General features: G+C 59.0%; 20 protein-coding genes. 15 read left to right on the top strand and 5 right to left on the bottom strand.

What is annotated here, in order from left to right:
* Positions 1 to 43 precede the first annotated feature (43 nt).
* Positions 44 to 994 carry a DMT family transporter gene (locus ACD578_RS11055; protein ID WP_404293020.1) on the top strand — a complete coding sequence of 317 codons (951 nt, stop codon included), beginning with the start codon at positions 44 to 46 and terminating at the stop codon, positions 992 to 994.
* A 124-nt stretch (positions 995 to 1118) separates the two neighbouring features.
* On the opposite strand, the gene ACD578_RS11050 is transcribed toward ACD578_RS11055, so the two are convergent.
* Entirely contained in the window at positions 1119 to 1742 is a 624-nt protein-coding gene (locus ACD578_RS11050) for a glutathione S-transferase (RefSeq protein ID WP_404293791.1), read from the bottom strand.
* Positions 1742 to 2503 carry a GntR family transcriptional regulator gene (locus tag ACD578_RS11045; protein ID WP_404293018.1) on the bottom strand — a complete coding sequence of 254 codons (762 nt, stop codon included), beginning with the start codon at positions 2501 to 2503 and terminating at the stop codon, positions 1742 to 1744. The genes ACD578_RS11050 and ACD578_RS11045 overlap by 1 nt, the downstream gene beginning before the upstream one ends.
* 159 nt (positions 2504 to 2662) lie before the next feature.
* On the opposite strand from ACD578_RS11045, the gene ACD578_RS11040 reads away from it, so the two are divergent.
* The 13 genes from ACD578_RS11040 (at position 2663) to ACD578_RS10980 (ending at position 15110) form a co-directional block, all read left to right on the top strand.
* Entirely contained in the window at positions 2663 to 3421 is a 759-nt protein-coding gene (locus tag ACD578_RS11040) for an SDR family NAD(P)-dependent oxidoreductase (protein WP_404293017.1), read from the top strand.
* A gap of 26 nt (positions 3422 to 3447) precedes the next feature.
* On the top strand, positions 3448 to 3954 hold the full coding sequence (locus tag ACD578_RS11035) for a TRAP transporter small permease subunit (protein ID WP_404293016.1): 507 nt from the start codon (positions 3448 to 3450) through the stop codon (positions 3952 to 3954).
* Between the two features lie 10 nt (positions 3955 to 3964).
* Positions 3965 to 5269 carry a TRAP transporter large permease gene (locus ACD578_RS11030; protein ID WP_404293014.1) on the top strand — a complete coding sequence of 435 codons (1305 nt, stop codon included), beginning with the start codon at positions 3965 to 3967 and terminating at the stop codon, positions 5267 to 5269.
* 78 nt (positions 5270 to 5347) lie between these two features.
* On the top strand, positions 5348 to 6466 hold the full coding sequence (locus ACD578_RS11025) for a C4-dicarboxylate TRAP transporter substrate-binding protein (RefSeq protein ID WP_404293012.1): 1119 nt from the start codon (positions 5348 to 5350) through the stop codon (positions 6464 to 6466).
* 81 nt (positions 6467 to 6547) lie between these two features.
* Positions 6548 to 7348 (top strand): SDR family NAD(P)-dependent oxidoreductase, encoded by an 801-nt coding sequence (locus tag ACD578_RS11020; protein WP_404293010.1) that lies wholly within the window; start codon positions 6548 to 6550, stop codon positions 7346 to 7348.
* 10 nt (positions 7349 to 7358) lie between these two features.
* The gene (locus ACD578_RS11015) at positions 7359 to 8147 is read left to right on the top strand and encodes an SDR family NAD(P)-dependent oxidoreductase (protein ID WP_404293008.1); all 789 of its coding nucleotides are present in this window, start codon (positions 7359 to 7361) and stop codon (positions 8145 to 8147) included.
* A complete protein-coding gene (locus ACD578_RS11010; protein ID WP_404293006.1) occupies positions 8137 to 9840 on the top strand; it encodes an FAD-dependent oxidoreductase in 1704 nt (567 codons plus the stop codon). Before ACD578_RS11015 ends, ACD578_RS11010 begins: the two co-directional genes overlap by 11 nt.
* A gap of 237 nt (positions 9841 to 10077) precedes the next feature.
* Positions 10078 to 10326 carry a hypothetical protein gene (locus ACD578_RS11005; RefSeq protein WP_404293004.1) on the top strand — a complete coding sequence of 83 codons (249 nt, stop codon included), beginning with the start codon at positions 10078 to 10080 and terminating at the stop codon, positions 10324 to 10326.
* 126 nt (positions 10327 to 10452) lie between these two features.
* Positions 10453 to 11670 carry an ABC transporter substrate-binding protein gene (locus ACD578_RS11000; RefSeq protein ID WP_404293003.1) on the top strand — a complete coding sequence of 406 codons (1218 nt, stop codon included), beginning with the start codon at positions 10453 to 10455 and terminating at the stop codon, positions 11668 to 11670.
* 65 nt (positions 11671 to 11735) lie between these two features.
* The gene (locus tag ACD578_RS10995) at positions 11736 to 12638 is read left to right on the top strand and encodes a branched-chain amino acid ABC transporter permease (protein WP_404293001.1); all 903 of its coding nucleotides are present in this window, start codon (positions 11736 to 11738) and stop codon (positions 12636 to 12638) included.
* A gap of 4 nt (positions 12639 to 12642) precedes the next feature.
* A complete protein-coding gene (locus ACD578_RS10990; RefSeq protein WP_404292999.1) occupies positions 12643 to 13650 on the top strand; it encodes a branched-chain amino acid ABC transporter permease in 1008 nt (335 codons plus the stop codon).
* Positions 13643 to 14404 (top strand): ABC transporter ATP-binding protein, encoded by a 762-nt coding sequence (locus ACD578_RS10985; RefSeq protein WP_404292997.1) that lies wholly within the window; start codon positions 13643 to 13645, stop codon positions 14402 to 14404. The genes ACD578_RS10990 and ACD578_RS10985 overlap by 8 nt, the downstream gene beginning before the upstream one ends.
* Entirely contained in the window at positions 14397 to 15110 is a 714-nt protein-coding gene (locus ACD578_RS10980; RefSeq protein ID WP_404292995.1) for an ABC transporter ATP-binding protein, read from the top strand. The genes ACD578_RS10985 and ACD578_RS10980 overlap by 8 nt, the downstream gene beginning before the upstream one ends.
* A 296-nt stretch (positions 15111 to 15406) precedes the next feature.
* Here the strand turns inward: ACD578_RS10980 and ACD578_RS10975 are convergent, their stop codons facing one another.
* The 3 genes from ACD578_RS10975 to ACD578_RS10965 form a co-directional block, all read right to left on the bottom strand.
* A complete protein-coding gene (locus ACD578_RS10975; protein ID WP_404292993.1) occupies positions 15407 to 15799 on the bottom strand; it encodes a hypothetical protein in 393 nt (130 codons plus the stop codon).
* A 53-nt stretch (positions 15800 to 15852) separates the two neighbouring features.
* The gene (locus tag ACD578_RS10970; protein ID WP_404292991.1) at positions 15853 to 16338 is read right to left on the bottom strand and encodes a hypothetical protein; all 486 of its coding nucleotides are present in this window, start codon (positions 16336 to 16338) and stop codon (positions 15853 to 15855) included.
* A 67-nt stretch (positions 16339 to 16405) separates the two neighbouring features.
* On the bottom strand, positions 16406 to 16633 hold the full coding sequence (locus tag ACD578_RS10965; RefSeq protein ID WP_404292989.1) for a hypothetical protein: 228 nt from the start codon (positions 16631 to 16633) through the stop codon (positions 16406 to 16408).
* 196 nt (positions 16634 to 16829) lie between these two features.
* Here ACD578_RS10965 and ACD578_RS10960 point away from each other — a divergent pair, with 196 nt between their 5' ends.
* A complete protein-coding gene (locus tag ACD578_RS10960) occupies positions 16830 to 17075 on the top strand; it encodes a hypothetical protein (RefSeq protein WP_404292987.1) in 246 nt (81 codons plus the stop codon).
* Positions 17076 to 17374: the final 299 nt, after the last annotated feature.

Raw genomic sequence — 17374 nt, 5'->3', positions numbered from 1 at the left:
ACTCCCATTTGAACAACCAGGCGGCGCGTATGAAGGCCACACCATGATGTCCCTTGCCCGAACGACTACTATCCAGCCAAAGGGTCAGAAATCGATGGCTACAGGCATTTTATGGGGGCTCATCGCGGCATTCGCTTGGTCAGGGTACAATGTTGGGTCGCGCCTCGGCCGGATGGATGGGCTTGCCCCAATGGATATGTCGATGCTCCGGTTCGGCGTCGCAGCCATCCTGTTGGCGCCGTTTGTCGTCTCGCGCGGCATGAAGCACAGCTTCGGATGGCTGCGCGTCCTTACACTCGTGGCTTTGGCAGGGCCATTGTTCGGCCTCCTGATCAATACCGCGTTCGGCTTGGCACCGTTGTCGCATGCAGTGGTGCTAACCGCCGGTGCCACGATGGTAAGCAGTTCCACGCTGGCATGGATTCTCGATCGTACGAAGCCCTCTCCGTTCCGACTGCTGGGGATGACCATCCTTATCGCCGGGTTGCTGGTGATCGCCACGGGCCAGGATGTGAGCCCCCAGTCACCAGGCCTTATCTGGTTAGGAGATTTGTGCTTCGCCGCCGCTGGGACACTCTGGGGCACGTTTACGTATCTTCTCGGGCGCTGGAAGGTCGAGCCTCTGGCGGGCATCGGGTACGTCTCGCTCCTGTCGACTCTCGCTTTCCTGCCGTTCTTTCTGGCATGGCACACCAACGGCCCGGTACCTTCTAGCGTGTGGGTCAGCCAGGCCCTGTTTCAGGGAGTGCTGGGCGGATGCCTTGCGCCTGTGGCGATTGCCAAGGCGGTTTCCTATCTTGGCGCGACGGAGGCGTCGCTGTTTCCCTCGATCGTACCATCGGGCGCACTTCTGCTCGCGGTTCCACTGCTCAACGAGTGGCCAACCTCATCGGAGATCTTAGGAGTTGCCATCTGCACGCTAGGTCTGCTTACCGCATTGAATGTCATCCGGATTGTCAGTGCGCATCCTGCCAACCAGCCAGATCCAAAGTAAGCTTTACACCCCCGGTTCTCATGCATTCAGAGTGAAAAGGCCGCCTGCACCGGACAGGCGGCTCTTCTTGCGAAAGATGAAGAACATTCGGTGCTGCGGGCGACTAAGCGCAGCCAGGGTCGAATTACCCCCGAGGCCAAGTAGCCTTCATCGACTCGCGCTCAGCGAACACTCCGTACCAATCGGCCAGGGCATTGCGGCCTGTGCGCCAGTCCTTGTCGGCGAAGCGGAAGTCCAGGTAACCGAGCGTGCAAGCAACGGCGATGCTGCCGGCGGAGACCGAGCCTTGCAGTCTGCCCAGCCAGTTGCGGGACAGGTCATCAAGGCCGCTGTCGATCTTTTCCATCTGGCCGTTGTACCAGTCGGCCCAGCGCTTCTCTTCGGGGCGCATAACCGTCTCGTAGCGGCAGAGCAGAGCTGCATCGAGAATGGAATCCGCAAGAGCCTCAAGCGTCAGTACACGGAACCGCTCGTCATGTGACGTCGGCACAAGACGCGGCGTCTCGCTCAAAGTATCTACATAAGCGCAGATCACACGGCTGTCGAAAAGAGGCTGGCCGTCCGGTAGGACGGCCGTCGGTACCTTGCCGGATGGATTGTGAGGAATGATCGTTTGGTCGCGTTTGACTGGGCCTGCCGCCGATGGCAGCAACTCGATCTGATGCGCGACGCCTTTCTCATGGGCACTGACCAAGACCTTGCGGACATATGGAGAAGCAGGCGAGTGGAAGAGTTTCAGGGTGGTCATCATAACTTTCCGTTCTTGCGGGACTTGAGGAACCCATTCGAGGTCTTGCTCTGCGACATCAGGACTCCGCGTGGATCCATTTCGAGCCTCTCGGCCAAGAGCTTTCCTGCGAAGATAACGTGCTCGATCATCAGGTTCTCGGCTCGGATACCCTCATTTTGAGCAATCGCCTTTGCAATCCGATGATGGTCGTCATGGGAGCGATAGATGATATCGTAGTTGTCCCAGAGAATGATGCGATCCGATACCAAGGGAACGTTGTGTGTTTGTCGCACGAAGCTCTCGATCCAGGAGTTGCCTGCCAGAGATATGATCAGTTGATGAAACTCGACATTCATGCGTCGGTAGGCGGGAAGTAAGGAAGGGTCCAGCGTTCCGCCGGACAGGAGGCGGTCTCCCTCCGTGACCAGCGCCTCAAATCTGGCGATCGTCGCGTCCGGGATCTTCCGCTCAGCTGCGCATCGACAGGCGAAACCCTCGAGTTGCGCCCGGACGGCAAAAGCATCCCGCACCTCGGAGATCGAAAAGGCTCGGACGCGATAGCCCCGATTGGCCTCATACTCGATGAGTCCCTCCTGGGCGATCATGGCCAAAGCCGTCCGAAGCGGCGTGCGGGATACGCCCAGCATGTCGGACAGATGATCCTGCTGGAGCCTTCGGCCCGGTTCCAACTCACCTTCCAGGATCTTCTCGCGAATGGTTTTCGCGACAAGATCGGCGCTGGTGATCTCCGCAGGGAGTGATGTGGTTGCAGTGCTCATGCTCCAAAAATACTGCGCGCCGTAGCAAGTGCAAGTGGTCGCGACTTAGCTGTGGATCCAATTTTAGCGATTTAAGACGAAAGTCTGGTTGTATAGGGCGCGAATTGGATCCAATCTGGCGATACATCAATTTCGCAAGAATGTATCAAGGGAGGATCCATGACCAATTATGCCCTCGTGACTGGGGCTGCGGGCGGAATCGGTCGAGCTATCGTTCAACGTCTTGCCAGCGATGGCTTTCCTGTCATCGCGACTGACACCAATGAGGCCGGTGCAGTTGAGGTCGTGGCGTCGCTGCCCGGCAGTGGGCACAAGGCTCTTGCCCTCGACGTGACGGACGAAGCGAAGGTCCACAAACTCTTCAATGATGTCGAGACCAATGGGGGCAAAATCGGCCTCGTGGTCGCTGCTGCCGGCATTCTGCTGCTGAGGGATGGTGGGCAGCGCCCGCCGCTGACCGAGATTTCCCTGGATGAGTGGGACCTGACACAGCGAGTGAACAGCACCGGAACCTTCCTGCTTCTGCGTGAATACCTGCGCGCCCGCACGCGAGCCCCGGTTGAAAGTGGCCGCTTCGTGGCATTCTCGTCGGTTGCGGCGCAGCTGGGCGGGTACCGTTCGAGTTCTGCCTATATCGCGAGTAAGAGTGCTGTTCTTGGTCTCGTGAAGGCTGCCGCCCGTGAGGCTGCTTCCATGGGTATTACGATCAATGCGGTCGCTCCCGGACTGATTGATGCACCCATGCTGCATCAATCGCTGGATCCCGAGAACTATGCCTCGGTCACCGGAAACATTCCCCTCCAGCGGGTCGGCAGCCCCGAAGATGTCGCCGGCGCCGTTGCTTTCCTGCTGAGCAAGGATGCCTCCTACATCACCGGCGCTGTGATCGACGTCAATGGCGGATACCGGATGCAATAGCGCGGATCAGCGCCACGGAGGAGACGATGGTAAGGCTTGCCGAAAAGCTCACCCAACTGCTGGCTTGGGTTTCCGGGCTAGTGATCCTGCTGATGATGATCCACGTCATGATCGACGTGCTGGGAAAATACCTCTTCAATGCTCCTCTGCCCGGTACGGCTGAGGTCGTGGCCGCCTACTACATGATCGGCGCCGTCTTCCTTCCGCTCGCCTATGTGGAGGCGGCGGGCGGCTCCATCGTCGTCGAGGTGATTTACGAGAAAGTCTCCCCGCGCGCTCAGAAGTTTATGCTCATCGCTGCGGATATCATTTCGGCAATCTACTACAGTGTGCTGGCTTGGTTCTCTTGGGATCTTGCGGTCCGCGCCTGGAGAATCAACGAGACAGTTGACGGCATCTGGCGCATCACGACTTGGCCGGCCAAGTTCCTGCTACCGTTCGGTTTTTGCCTTGCTGTTGTCGTGCTGGTGATGCGTGTTCTCCGGGGAGAGCGTGGACGCGCGACCGACCCTAACTCGACAGTAGAAATCTGAGGAAGCTGGGATGGAACGTCTCGAGATCGGCTTAATCGGCGTTATCGCCATCCTTGCGCTGATCGGCATCCGCGTGCCAATTGGCGTCGCCATGGGCGTCACCGCCTTCTTCGGCATCTGGGCAATGATGGGTCTCAGCGCTGCGGTCGGGATCTCGAAAGCGATTCCGTTCAACCTCATCGGCGATTGGAATCTCTCTGCAGTTCCGATGTTTCTCTTCATGGGGTTCGTGGCCGTTGAGGCGGGCCTAACGCGAAGTTTGTTCGGGGCAGCACGCATCTTTCTTGCTCGAATCCCAGGCGGTCTTGCTTCTTCTACCGTCTTCGCCTCTGCGCTCTTCGGAGCCGCGAGTGGCTCGAGCGTGGCGACCTCCGCCGCCTTCTCACGAATTGCCGTTCCTGAGATGCTGGACAGCAAGTACGATCCTGGTCTCGCGACCGGATCCGTGGCGGCGTCCGGAACCTTGGCTGCGCTGATCCCGCCGTCGGTTTTGATGATCATCTATTGCCTGTTGGTCGATACTTCGATCAATACGCTCTTCATAGCTGGATTCGTGCCAGGTATCCTTACAGCCGCAGTGTTCATCGTGATGATCACCGTGCGCTGCATGATCAATCCGAACCTTGCTCCCCGCTACGTCGATAAGACGACGAGGGCGGAGAAGTGGTCTCTCCTGCGCGATGCTTGGCCACTGCCGGTGATTACCTTCATCGTGATGGGCGGCATCTTCACCGGTGTCTTCACCGCAACGGAATCTGGCGCCGTGGGTGCGTTTCTAGCCTGTATAGTCGCGGTCCTTCGCGGTCGCCTCAACTACCGCATGCTCCGACGCGCGCTCATCGATACCGCTTCCGGCACCTCGTCCATCTTCATGATCGTGCTCGGCGCGGCGCTGTTCGCCCGCTTCGTGGCGCTTGCCACGATACCGACCTGGGTGATGGGCTTTTTCGATGGCTATGACACCATGACCATGATCATTCTGGTGTGCGTCACTCTCGCTTTGATGGGTACTTTCATGGAGGAGGTATCCATCATGCTGCTCACCATGCCGGTGCTCGCGCCCGTCCTTTCCAGCCATGGGGTCGATCTCACCTGGTTCGGGATCCTGGTCATCAAGCTGATGACAATAGGGCTGATCAGCCCGCCGGTCGGAATGAATGTCTTTGTCATTAAGTCTTCACTCGGCGGTCGGGTCTCGCTCAATCAGATCTTCGGAGGTGTCACTTGGTTCATCATCGTTGACCTGTTCGTGCTTGCGGCACTAATCGCCTTTCCAGCTCTCAGCCTGTGGCTGCCTGAACTCATGGCGAGATAAAATGCCAGGAGACAAGTCGCGACACACGAGGCTGCGTCCCGCCGCTCAAACAAACGAAACCTTTAAGGGAGAGAGACAATGAGGAAGATCCTGACTGCCACCGCTGCTTCGCTAGCCTTGATGACTGGGGTGGCCCATGCCGATAAGTATCAGGCGACGACTTGGCTGGCGCCGAGCCACATCCTGACCAGCGTCGGTTACGTGCCATTTCTTGCCGATGTGAAGGCCGCTACCAACGGCAAGGTCGATTTTGAGCTTTATTCATCGGGCTCACTTGTGCCGGCGCAGACCACATTGGGGGCTCTGGGTGACAATGTGGCCCAGCTCGGGCTCGTAGCCACTTCCTATACTCCGTCAGAACTGCCGATCTCAGGTATGATCAACGACCTTGCCTTTGTGGCAACGAATGACATGGCGACCGCCTTTGCCCTAACCGAGACCGTGCTTACAAATAAAAGAATACAGGATGAATTTGCCAAGCACGGTACGGTCGCTCTGGCAGGCTACTCCACACCGACCTACCTGATGTTGTGCATGCGAGACGTGCGTGACCTGAACGCAGTCAAGGGCCTCAAGATCCGAACAGCCGGCACGGCTCAGAACGAATGGGTCTCTTCTCTTGGCGCCGTCCCGGTGGCTGTCACGGCTGCGGACGTCTATTCCGGCCTTGAGCGTGGCTCAATCGACTGCACGCTGACGGACCCGACCAGTCTCGAAACAGGCCTTAAGCTCTGGGAAGTGGTCAAGACAATCACCATGCTTGAGCAGGGCACCTCGCTCGGAGTCACCTATGTCTATAACAAGGACTTCTGGTCTGACATTGGCCCGGAGAACCGCCGCAAGCTGCTCGACGTGACCGCCCGCAGCGTCGCTCGCGTGCAGATTGCCTATTCTCAGGCTGTCAGCAAGGCTCTGAAGGGGTCTCAAGAGCGTGGATTGAAGATGAACCAACCCGACGCCTCACTTGTCGAGGCCTTGGCCAAGTTCCGCGCCAATGTGGTCGACACTTATCCCGGTCGTACTGCCAAGGAACGTCGCGTGCAGGATCCGACCGATGTTGCAAAGGGATTTCTTGCACTGCAGGCCAAGTGGACCAAGCTCCTTGAAGGATTTGACGTCAATAACGAAGATGCGGTCGCCAAGCTGGTCGCCGATGAGATCTTCTCGAAGGTCGATGAGAAGAGCTTCGGCCTCTGAGCCTGAACTCGGAGCGGCGCGCCTGAGCGCTGCTCCCCCGACTGGGACTGCTGAACGCGATAGATCTGCAGTTTCCTTCTGTTGCACGATGATGTCGAGCAAGGTCGCACGATTTTGCTCGGCAAGGCAGAATCCGAGGAAAAATCAATGTCAGAACGCAGTCTTCAATCTGCCATCGTCACCGGTGCAGGTTCCGGAATCGGTCGCGCCATCGCACATCGTTTGGCAGAAGACGGCTTCTTCGTGATCGTAGCCGACCGCGCCAAAGCGCCCGCGGTCGAGACCGTAGACCAGATAACGTCCCGGGGCTTCAAAGCACGCGCCGAAATCGTCGATATCACCGATCCGATCGCCACACAGGCGCTGATTGATGGTGCAGAGAACCTGCAGGTGCTGGTGAACAATGCCGGCATCTTCAATGTAAAGGCTTTTGATGAGCTGACTGCCGATGACTTTCGCCAGATGTATGAAGTCAACCTCGTGGGCATGTTCCATCTCTCCCAGCAGGCGGCACGCAAGTTGCCGAGATGGGGTCGGATCATCAATCTTTGCTCACGAGCGGCATTCGGGGCACGCAACTATGCACATTACGTTGCATCGAAAGCTGCTGTCGCTGGCTTTACAAAGGCTTTGGCGCTCGATCTGAGCGACATGCAGATCACGGTGAATGCTGTGGCGCCGGGCGTAATCCAGACAGATATGCTGCTGGCGCGCTCGGACGTGCACTTGCTCCGAAGCCAGCAGCCCACCGGGGAACTGGGAATCCCCGAAGACATCGCCCATGCCGTAGCCTTCTTCGCCGATAAGCGGACTAATTTCGTCACGGGGCAGGTCCTGATCGTCGACGGTGGTCGGTCGGTCGGCGGCACCGCGGCATTCTGAGGTAGCTGTCATGAGCTTCGACATCACGACTCTTGAAGGTCGCACCGCCATTGTGACCGGCGCGGGCCAAGGCATCGGTGAAGCCATCGCCGAAGGTCTTGTGGCCGCCGGCGCGACGGTGATCGCGGTCGATCGCGAAGAGGCCGGCATCAACGCGCTCGCAGCCCGCAGATCCCGTGTGATCTCAATACGAGGCGACGTGACCGATCCAGGACTTACCGCCAAGCTTGGCGCCGAGCTTTCCGGGAACGGCCTCACGCTTTCTATTCTGGTCAACAATGCTGGTATAGGCCGCGGCTCGCATGCAGTCGAGACTACGGATGAGGATCTGCAGCGTTATTTCGATATCAACGTCAAGGGCGCCTTCGCGCTATCCCGCTGGGGAGTGCCGCTGATGATCCGTGCAGGCGGCGGAGCGATCGTGAACACGGCCTCAGTCTTCGGTCTGATTGGGGCCTATAACTCGGCGGCCTATTCTATATCGAAGGCTGCGGTCGTTGGCATGACGCGCCAAATGGCGACAGATTTCGGACCCTCCGGTATCCGCGTGAATGCTGTCGCCCCTGGTCTTATCGAAACGCCCCTGACTGCCGAGCGCATCCGGTCAGAGCCCTGGCGCCGCCAGATCATGATCGAGCAGACCCCACTTGTTCGGGCGGGCACACCGCTCGACGTCGCCCGTGCTGTGCGGTTCCTCGCCTCGGATGAATCGTCTTTTGTCACGGGCCAGGTCCTCGCCGTCGACGGCGGTTGGACCATCGGGCGCTTCCCAAGGCAGGAGCCCGTGCATGTCGACTGAAGAAGTGCTTCCTGCCGAGTGTGACCTTCTGGTTGTCGGCTCCGGCGCGGCGGGACTGGCGGCTGCGATCAGCGCAGCTCATGCCGGCCTGAAGCCTGTAATTATCGAAAAGTCCGAGTATTTCGGCGGATCCACGGCGGTATCCGGTGGCGCGATCTGGGTGCCGGATAATCCGATCATGCGTGCGGCCGGTATGGAGGACGATCGCAGGGCAGCACGTCGCTATATTGAGTTGGAAACCGGAAATCGATTCAATGCGGAACTGGTTGACGCCTTCCTCGAAAACGGTCCCGCAGCCATCGACTTCTTCAACAAGAACACTGCGTTGAAGATGACCCATCGCCCTTATTCACCGGACTACCATCCGGACAAGGAAGGCGCTGCGCTCGGGGGGCGTGTGCTGGATGCGCTGGAATATGACGGTAGGGCGTTGGGTAAAAACCTGAAGCGGCTGCGCCCGCCAATCAAAGAGTTCACAATCCTCGGCGGCATGCAACTCGGACGCGCGGACCTCTTCCATTTCGTGCGCATGACGCGCGAGTGGCCGTCCTTCGTGCATGCCACCAAGCAGGTGCTCCGATATTTCAGGGACAAGGTGGTTGTTGGACGCAACACACGGTTGAGTCTGGGTGCAGCGGTCGCGGGCCGATTGGCTGAGACAGTTTTCGCCTTGAAGATACCACTTCTCACCGAGCACGAACTCGTCTCGCTCCAGCGAGATGGAGCAGGACGCGTGACAGGTGTCATGGTGCGCACGAACCATGGCAACACGGCGATCGCAGTCAAGGAGGGCGTAGTCCTCGCCAGCGGCGGCTTTCCTCACGATGCTAAGCGCCGCGCTGAGAGGTTTGAGCATGTCCGCCGTGGCTTGCCTCACTACAGCATGTCACCTTCACCAAATACGGGTGGAGCGATTGCTGCCGCTGAGGCGATTGGTGCCGCATTCGTGACCACCAACTCAGATGCCGCTTCTTGGGCGCCGATCTCATTAATTCCGCAGCCCGATGGTTCGAAGCGGCCGTTTCCTCACCTGTTCATGGACCGCGCGAAGCCTGGCATCATTGCGGTCGGCCATGATGGCCGGCGCTTCACCAACGAGGCGGCAAGCTATCATGATTTCGTGCAAGGGTTGGTGGAAAAGCTACTGGACGATAACGAGAGGTCGGCCTTCCTGATCTGCGATCAGGCTTCCCTACGCCGCTATGGGCTGGGGGCGGTTCCCTGTTTCCCGGGCCGGATCCGCCTCTATCTGAAGTCTGGCTATCTCAAGCGCGGCCGGAGCGTGGAGGAACTGGCTGAGACATGCGGTATCGATGCCGGATCCCTAAAAAGGACGATCAATCGGTATAACGGGTTTGCAGCTCAAGGGGCTGATCCCGACTTCGGCAAGGGATCGACTCCCTACCAGACCGCTCTCGGGGATCCGGATCATAAGCCGAACCAGTGCCTGAAGCCGCTTGAAGGTATGCTTTACGCGGTCGAGATATTCCCCGGCGATATCGGCACAACAATGGGGCTGGACGTCAACGCCAACGGCCAAGTGCGCGACACCCGTGGCCAGATAATTGAAGGCCTCTATGCTTGCGGCAACGACATCAACTCGATCATGAGCGGGTCGTATCCCGGTGCCGGCATTACTCTCGGGCCAGCGCTGACGTTCGGCTATGTCATCGGACGGCACGCCGCATCGTGATACGGATCCTTCAGCGGGATATGGCTTCATTTGCTAAACCGGGTCTCTCACAAGAGAATTGGCCAAGAGCAAAGTTGATTTCCGTAGAACTGCTGTCACGGCCGGGTAGGGAGCAGACACAGCCGGAACGGGATTGGATAAAATCCTTCTGCATTCGCTCAAGAATTATTGACAAAGTAGTGCCGGACCTGCTGGATTGTATCCAATGGCGGCACCTGATCGCCTTTGGAGGAAACGGTGACGTCTCAGATCCGAAGATTTGTGCCGGTGACTGGTAGCGCCAAAGGCATTGATGCTGCGGGTTGCCGGGCGCTGGCAGATGACAGCAATGCGATGGCGCAGTCACTCGCTCGCACGGTGGCCGCCAAGTGCATCAGGGTCAACGCGATCAACCCGGGCCTGATCGACGTACCCATACCTCCCTTTTCACGTGATTCCGCCGACGCTGAAAAAGCGTCGTCAGCCGTTCCGCTTGGTCGCTTTTAGCCATAAGGCGACTTGGCTGCCGTATGCTTTCCAATGCATCCGGCGCCTTCGTACATCACGAGCGTTCCCACCGACCCGAATGGGCCATCGGATGCAACCGTTGTTAAATCAAAAAGGGAGGAAAAAATGAAAGACAGGATAACTTGTGTGTGGCTTGGAGCGGCGCTGCTCGCTGCCGGCTTCATTCACTCCGCAGGAGCCGCTGCGCAGGAGCCAGGCCTAACCGAGAAAACAATTAAGATCGGCGTGTTCTCACCGCTTTCCGGAGCGAACATGGCCTATGGCTTCGACGTGATCAACGCGGCGAAGATGTATTACAACAAGGTCAACAAGGAAGGCGGCGTCCACGGCCGTCAGATCGAGCTCGTCATCGAAGACGACCGCTGCAACGCCAACGATCTCGTCTCGGCGGTCAAGAAGCTCGTAGAGCAGGATCAAGTGTTTATGCTCAACGGCGGCTCATGCTCCGCCGCAGCTGTTGCGGCCAAGGATTACGTGGTTCGGAGCAAGGTTCCGTGGGTGATGCTGAACGCTTCCGCGGACGGCGCTCTCTATCCGCCTACCGATTACATTTTTGGCGCCTTCTCGATCACTCAATATGCCGTTGGCGGCTCCGTTGTGGATTTCGGACAGCAGCACCTGAAGGCGAAGAAGATCGGCTACATCAATCATGATGACGCCTACGGCGCCTGGAACCTTGAAGCGGCTCAGGTCACCGCTAAGGAGGTTGGCGTTCAGCTCGCAGTAGAATCGATCAATCCAAACATTACAGATGTGACCGCTCCTCTGGTTAAGTTGAGGGCTGCCAATCCTGACATGATCGCGATCACGACCTATGCCAAGCCTGCGGCCCTGATCATCAAGAAGGCGCATGAACTCGGCATCACGAAGCCTATCGTTCTCACGGTGACCGGCACCGCCAACATGTCTCAGCTTGTGGAGAACGTGGGCAACAGGGATGCCCTCAAGAACTTCTACGTCCAAGACGTTCTCGCGGATGCGCCCGGCGGCCCCAAGATCAAGTGGGTATATGACATGTATAGGGAGTACTACCCCGATCTCGATGCGAAGCCGGATCACCCCCAAGCCTACATGCCGTATGGCATCGCGCCCGCCATGTCGGTCGTCAAAGCCCTGCAGGATGCGGGTCCCAATCCGACTCGCGAGAAGGTGGCCGACAACCTGAGAAACCAGAAGTTCGATTCCGGTGTCATGGCTGGTCCCATCGAATTCGGGCCGAACGATCGCGCGGCTCAGGAGTCGACGATCTATCTGAAATTCGACGGAACTCAGCAGACCCTCATTCCTGGCTCCTTCCAGAGCCGCTGGAAATACAAGGGATAGGCTCCTCCCGCACTGCCGCGGGAGCGTGATTGTTCCCGCGGTCTTTTCACGTCAACGAGGGCAGCATGACGCTCGACGTAGTCTTCCTCTTTTTGCAGCAGGGTGTGGCCTCTGGACTTGTCATTGGCAGCGTGTACGCGCTGCTCGCCCTCGCCATCGTCGTCATCTTCAAGACATCCGAAGTGCCGAACTTCTCGCAGGGTGAGATGGTCATGGCTGCCGGATATATTGCGCTCTATCTTCTGGTGTTCAGGAGCATGCCGCTCTGGATCGTCATGCCTGCGACGATACTTGTGGCCTATGCCGGAGCGGCTCTGTTTCGCCGACTGGTGCTGAACCAGGTGGCGCGGGCCAATGGCAGTCCGGTGAACCTCGTCATCGCGACGCTCGGCCTCTCCTATGTGCTCAGGGGATTCGTGCGGCAAACTGGCTTCGGTGACACGCCACGATCTTTCCCGCCGGTGGTCGAGCCGCAATCGATCATGATCGGGCAGGCGGCCGTGACGACCCTTGACCTCGTGATCTTGGCCACCGCCGTTGTCGTCATGGTGGCCTTTTTCTGGATGTTCAAGTACACCAAAATCGGCAGAGCTATGCGCGCCGTAGGCATGAACCCCAAGGCGGCGCAACTCGTCGGCGTCGACTTGACCCGCATTCACATGATCGTCTGGGGGCTGTCAGGCGGCATCTCGGCCATCGCTGCTCTTCTGATCTCGCCCAAGGTGCTGATGACAGCCGACATGGGCTCGATTGTGACTCTGGGCTTCGCCGCTGCGATCGTGGGCGGCTTCACCAGCCTGCCCGGCGCCGTGGTGGGCGGCTTCCTCATCGGCATTATCGAGAACCTCGTCGGCCTATTCATCTCCTCCCGTGCCATCGTGCTCGCGCCCTTCGTCGCGATCATGCTCGTGCTCGTGATCCGTCCTCAGGGGCTGTTCGGCGGGCGAGTGGAAATCAAGAAGGTCTGAGACCATGTCCGACAAGACAGTCATCATTATCCCGGGATCCGACACCGAAAGGCCGGGCCTGGCCGCACCGGAGAGGATGCCGGCAACGCAGATCGCCCTGCTGGCTTTGGCGGCCGCGGCCCTGGTCGTCCTTCCCTTCATGGTGACCGGCTATGTTCTCTACATTGCCAATCTTCTCCTGGTTTTCATCGTGCTCTGTCTCGGTCTCCACCTGGTGATCGGAGAAACCGGACAGTTCGCCCTGGCCCATGCCGCCTTCTACGGCATTGGCATCTATACGAGCGGATTGGCCGGCAACGCCTTCGGATGGCCGTTTCCGTTGTCCATGCTGCTGGCGGGTCTTGTTGCGGGAGTGGTCGGCATGGTGATCGGAACCGTTGCCCTGCGCATGCGAGACATCTATCTCGCGCTCGCCACCTTCGCCTTTGGTGAGGCCATGCAATGGGTTTTCCTGAACTGGGATCCGGTGACCGGAGGGCCAAACGGGTTGCGCATCAGCCCAGCCCGCCTCGGCGATCTGGAATTTCTCACCGACAGGCAGGCGTATCCCGTGGTGGTGATCGTGGCCCTGCTGATGATTGCCCTGACCATCGTGATCTCCCGTTCCCGCGTTGGACGCTCGTTCCGGGCGGTGCGTGAGTCCGATGTGGCAGCGATGGCCATGGGCATCCCGGTGCGCAAGGCTAAGATCACCGCTTTCGGTCTGTCCGCTTTCTACGCGGGTGTGGCGGGCAGCATGTTTGCGACCTTCTCCACTTATATTCATCCGGATAGCCTCGGGTTCCAGACCACGATCCTGGTGCTGACCATGGTTGTTGTTGGCGGCCTTGGCTCCATCGTCGGCGCGGTGGGCGGCGCGATCGTTTTCGGTTTGATCTCCGAATTCCTGCGTCAGACACCCTCGTATCAGGAGATCATCTACGGCCTGATCCTGATCGTCTTCATGATGTATGCGCCACGCGGCCTCTTTGCTTTCATTCGCGACCAAGTGGGGAGGATAACCCGTGGCTGAGCACCTGCTTGAGGTCACCGACTTGACGGTCAAGTTCGGTGGTCTCACCGCCGTGAACAAATTCGACATCGCCGTGAAGCGTGGCACCATTCATGCGCTGATTGGACCGAATGGGGCGGGAAAATCGACCACCTTCAACTGCATCTCACGCTTCTATCAGCCCACCACCGGAAGTATTATCCTGGACGGCGTCGACGTGACAAGGATGCCCGCAAGCGCCATGGCAGGCCTTGGCGTTGCCCGAACTTTCCAGAACTTGGAGCTGTTCGGGGAGCTGACCGTCTTCGAGAACGTAATGATTGGCGCTCACGTCCATGCGGGCAGATCCTGGGTCGAAGCCTTGTCAGCACGCCCGTCCGGCGTAGTAGAGCATGTCGAGCACCTGCTAGAACGTACCGGCCTCACCGCTTATCGCAACACGGTTGCCCGCAATCTGGATTTCGGCCACCAGAAGCTTCTGGAGCTGGCGCGTGCTCTCGCCATTCGCCCGCGCCTTCTCCTTCTCGACGAACCTGCAGCCGGCCTCCGCAACCGGGAGATCGCCGCACTGGATGCGCTGCTCACGGATCTTTGCCGGCGGGAGGGGATCACAATTCTGCTGGTGGAGCACGTCATGCAGCTCGTGATGGCGATCTCAGATCGCGTCACAGTCCTCAACTTCGGCACCAAGATCTCGGAGGGAACGCCCGATGAGGTGCGCAACGATCCTTGCGTCATCGAAGCCTACTTGGGACAGGAGATGGCCCATGCGTGATCTGCTCGAACTCACCGGCGTGTCCGCATCCTATGGACGTATCCAGGCCCTATCCGGTGTTTCGCTGAGCGTTCCAGAGGGAAGCATCGTCGCGCTGCTCGGCAGCAACGGCGCCGGTAAGACAACAACCCTCAACACGATATCCCGCCTCGTTCCCGTGCAGTCCGGCAGCATTCGCTTCGACGGCAAACCCATCGAGAGCATGGCCTCTCATAAGGTTGTCGAAGGTGGTGTGGTGCAGGTCCCCGAAGGTCGTGAGGTTTTCCGCGACATGAGCGTGCGCGAGAACCTAGAGATGGGCGCATATCGGCGCAAGGATGCAGCGATGGTCCGTGCCGATTTCGACCGTGTCCTCGATTACTTCCCCAAGCTGAGGGACCGCCTGCTGCAACGGGCCGGCACGCTCTCAGGTGGTGAGCAGCAGATGCTCCTCATCGGCCGGGCATTGATGGCAAGACCCAGGCTGCTTCTTCTGGATGAGCCGTCGCTAGGCCTCTCGCCCGTGCTCGTGCAGCAGATCTTCGGCATCATCGACCGCCTGAACAAGGATGGCCTGACGATCCTTCTTGTCGAGCAGAACGCTGCCGTGGCTCTGACCACATCGAGCTACGCCTACATCCTCGAGAACGGCGAGATGGCCCTGCAGGGTGCATCCGAGCAGCTGCGGCGCGACGACAGCGTGCGTCGGACGTATCTCGGACATTGAAGCACAAAGCGCTACGGCGGACAGTCATCTCCGAGCACGCGAGCCACTGGCGCGTAACAGGATCAACTCGATAAGCCGGCGCGCGTCGTTTCGGGAGAAGGTCGATCCATCTGCGACAAGACGATCGAGGATCGCGTTGGCCTCCAAGCGAGTCTGCACATTCATTGCTTTCTCCTGATGGACTCAGCCATCCTTCACCGCGACTTCCAAGAATCCTGACAAGTTTCGGGTGCGTTCACAGGATCTGCCCTCAATCATGATGCTGGCGTTTTGCAGCTCGTCTGTTCGCAACCTCGTTAGCCACCAGGGCGGAGCAGGACCGCCGCAGGAGCCCCGGCGCTGAGGAGAAACAACGCTTCGTCGATGTAGCCGACGCGCAGGGCAGCCCAGCCACTAAGCAAAAGGATGGCTGGCGCGAGGGGATAGACGAATAAGATCTTGGCTGAACGGCCCTGATGCGGTCGCCGTTCACTCCGCTGGTTGGCGATCTCATTGGCCACAACAGCGGCCCACGCCAGAACCATCACGGCTGCAGGCGTGCCGAAAAAGGCCAGGAACTTGATCTCAAGAAAGTCATCGCCTTGCAGAGCAAACCAACCCACGGCCAACAGAAGCGCTGGCGGGATCAGGAGACCAAGAGCGTATTTACGAATCACGACGTGCTCAGCGACTAACCCCACGTGAGGCAAGACCAAGTCAAAGATTGCACATGATATCTGGATCAGGCCAGTGGTGCATAACGTTACTCCCGGACAGTGTTCGTCTGATCCTGATCGAAGAGATGATCCCAGTTGCCTGTTTTGAGCTCTGTGGAAGGGACGTCGAGCCTCAGCGTCACCCGTGCCGCGGCCCAGAACCGGAAATCCGCTATTCTCGTTCGGGCATCAATCTTGTGCGTCAGGCTCAGAAGTTCCTGAAGCTGAACGAAGGGGGCAGACACGTCCGTCGGCGCCTGAATGCCGACGCTGCCCTGCATGGCGCTCTCCAGCCATTCGAGCCCGATCCAATCGACAATGAATGCCACGACCGCTGGCGTTCCCTCGAAGGAAGCGATCCGTGTTGTTCCGTTCCGGTTGGGGCGCTTACGTTCCACGACCCGGCCGTGTCCGCGACACCAGTGCTCGAAGTCATACTGCCAATCGTCGCGGTCACGGTCCGGCCCTTCGGCGGAGATTGTGACCTCGTATGATTGCCGTATCGCATGCCTGCGGCCTGCGATACCGAGCACGGCTGCTGTTCCAGGACCTTCCTGGCCGATCCTACAGACGTCAGCCAAACCATCACGAATGTGGGCATCAAGAGGTTGGGAATTTGGGCCGCCCGGACATCGCGCCGATTTGTCCGCGCACATATCCGAACGACAGGGCGGCCGCCAACCGTTCAATTCGTTGTTCCTGAATGAGCTGCTCGACGAGAAGGGCCTTGATAGCAATTCTTGGATTGCCGCCGCAGGCCTCGATCACGGCCGTGACATTCGCTTCCAGCGGATCCGCGTCGCATGCCGCCTGTTCCTGATCAGTCATCGTCCTCTCCCTTGGAAGTCACGATGCTACTGCTTCGCGCCCTGGATCACCATAAAAATGTTCTTGATTTGTTCTTAATCTGTGGAATGCGTGGACATCCATCGATGGGTGGTCAGGAGGCTCTCCCGTCGCTTCCTAGGACCTGTGCTGGATCTGCTCCGTTGATCCGGTGCGAGCAAGTTTCGAGGAGGTTCCGATGGAGGTCATACTGCGCCTGCAATGTGACGACGTACTGGGCGGCCGGATCGAGCGGGAGACGCCAACCGGGCTTGTGACGATCGCCACGGTTGCTCGGGAGGACGACGGTCTCGCGGTCCATGTCATCACGGGCCAGGCGGTGCAGAGCCTGCAGCATCTCCAGGGTCTTCGGGCACGGGACTGTAATGAATTGCAGCGGCGGATGGGCCGAACGGATGTGACGGTGACGATGCCGACCGGATAAAGCAAGGTCTAAGCAGGAGCCGTACCCAAGCAGGCGCTCAGCGCAGGAAGAGCGGCAGGTAGAGAACGCCGATGGTGCAGCCCAACGTGAAGACAGCGGTGATCGCTGCTGCTAACGAAAACCGTTCTCTATCGTCCTGTATGGCACCCTCCTTCATAATCGCGTGCAGGGTGTGGGATACCGCGGCGGCCGCCGGTCGGCAGTGCGGCCCCGCACGCGTCTGTGGGGGCCGTCTATCTAAGAGGCCAGCTGTTTCACCGGACCGTGCGCGGCTCAGACCATCTCGGAACCCCTGAGCG

This window comes from Microvirga sp. RSM25 (assembly GCF_044784385.1).
GTDB lineage: Bacteria > Pseudomonadota > Alphaproteobacteria > Rhizobiales > Beijerinckiaceae > Microvirga > Microvirga tunisiensis.
This window is presented reverse-complemented; position numbering and strand designations above follow the sequence as displayed.

Coding starts and splice junctions, on each gene's coding strand:
- ACD578_RS11050 (WP_404293791.1), bottom strand. CDS start 1,742: ATGACCACCCTGAAACTCTTCCACTCGCCTGCTTCTCCATATGTCCGC.
- ACD578_RS10995 (WP_404293001.1), top strand. CDS start 11,736: ATGACGCTCGACGTAGTCTTCCTCTTTTTGCAGCAGGGTGTGGCCTCT.
- ACD578_RS10965 (WP_404292989.1), bottom strand. CDS start 16,633: ATGACTGATCAGGAACAGGCGGCATGCGACGCGGATCCGCTGGAAGCG.
- ACD578_RS11045 (WP_404293018.1), bottom strand. CDS start 2,503: ATGAGCACTGCAACCACATCACTCCCTGCGGAGATCACCAGCGCCGAT.
- ACD578_RS11055 (WP_404293020.1), top strand. CDS start 44: ATGATGTCCCTTGCCCGAACGACTACTATCCAGCCAAAGGGTCAGAAA.
- ACD578_RS10980 (WP_404292995.1), top strand. CDS start 14,397: ATGCGTGATCTGCTCGAACTCACCGGCGTGTCCGCATCCTATGGACGT.
- ACD578_RS10990 (WP_404292999.1), top strand. CDS start 12,643: ATGTCCGACAAGACAGTCATCATTATCCCGGGATCCGACACCGAAAGG.
- ACD578_RS11040 (WP_404293017.1), top strand. CDS start 2,663: ATGACCAATTATGCCCTCGTGACTGGGGCTGCGGGCGGAATCGGTCGA.
- ACD578_RS10960 (WP_404292987.1), top strand. CDS start 16,830: ATGGAGGTCATACTGCGCCTGCAATGTGACGACGTACTGGGCGGCCGG.
- ACD578_RS11025 (WP_404293012.1), top strand. CDS start 5,348: ATGAGGAAGATCCTGACTGCCACCGCTGCTTCGCTAGCCTTGATGACT.
- ACD578_RS11000 (WP_404293003.1), top strand. CDS start 10,453: ATGAAAGACAGGATAACTTGTGTGTGGCTTGGAGCGGCGCTGCTCGCT.
- ACD578_RS11030 (WP_404293014.1), top strand. CDS start 3,965: ATGGAACGTCTCGAGATCGGCTTAATCGGCGTTATCGCCATCCTTGCG.
- ACD578_RS11010 (WP_404293006.1), top strand. CDS start 8,137: ATGTCGACTGAAGAAGTGCTTCCTGCCGAGTGTGACCTTCTGGTTGTC.
- ACD578_RS11035 (WP_404293016.1), top strand. CDS start 3,448: ATGGTAAGGCTTGCCGAAAAGCTCACCCAACTGCTGGCTTGGGTTTCC.
- ACD578_RS11015 (WP_404293008.1), top strand. CDS start 7,359: ATGAGCTTCGACATCACGACTCTTGAAGGTCGCACCGCCATTGTGACC.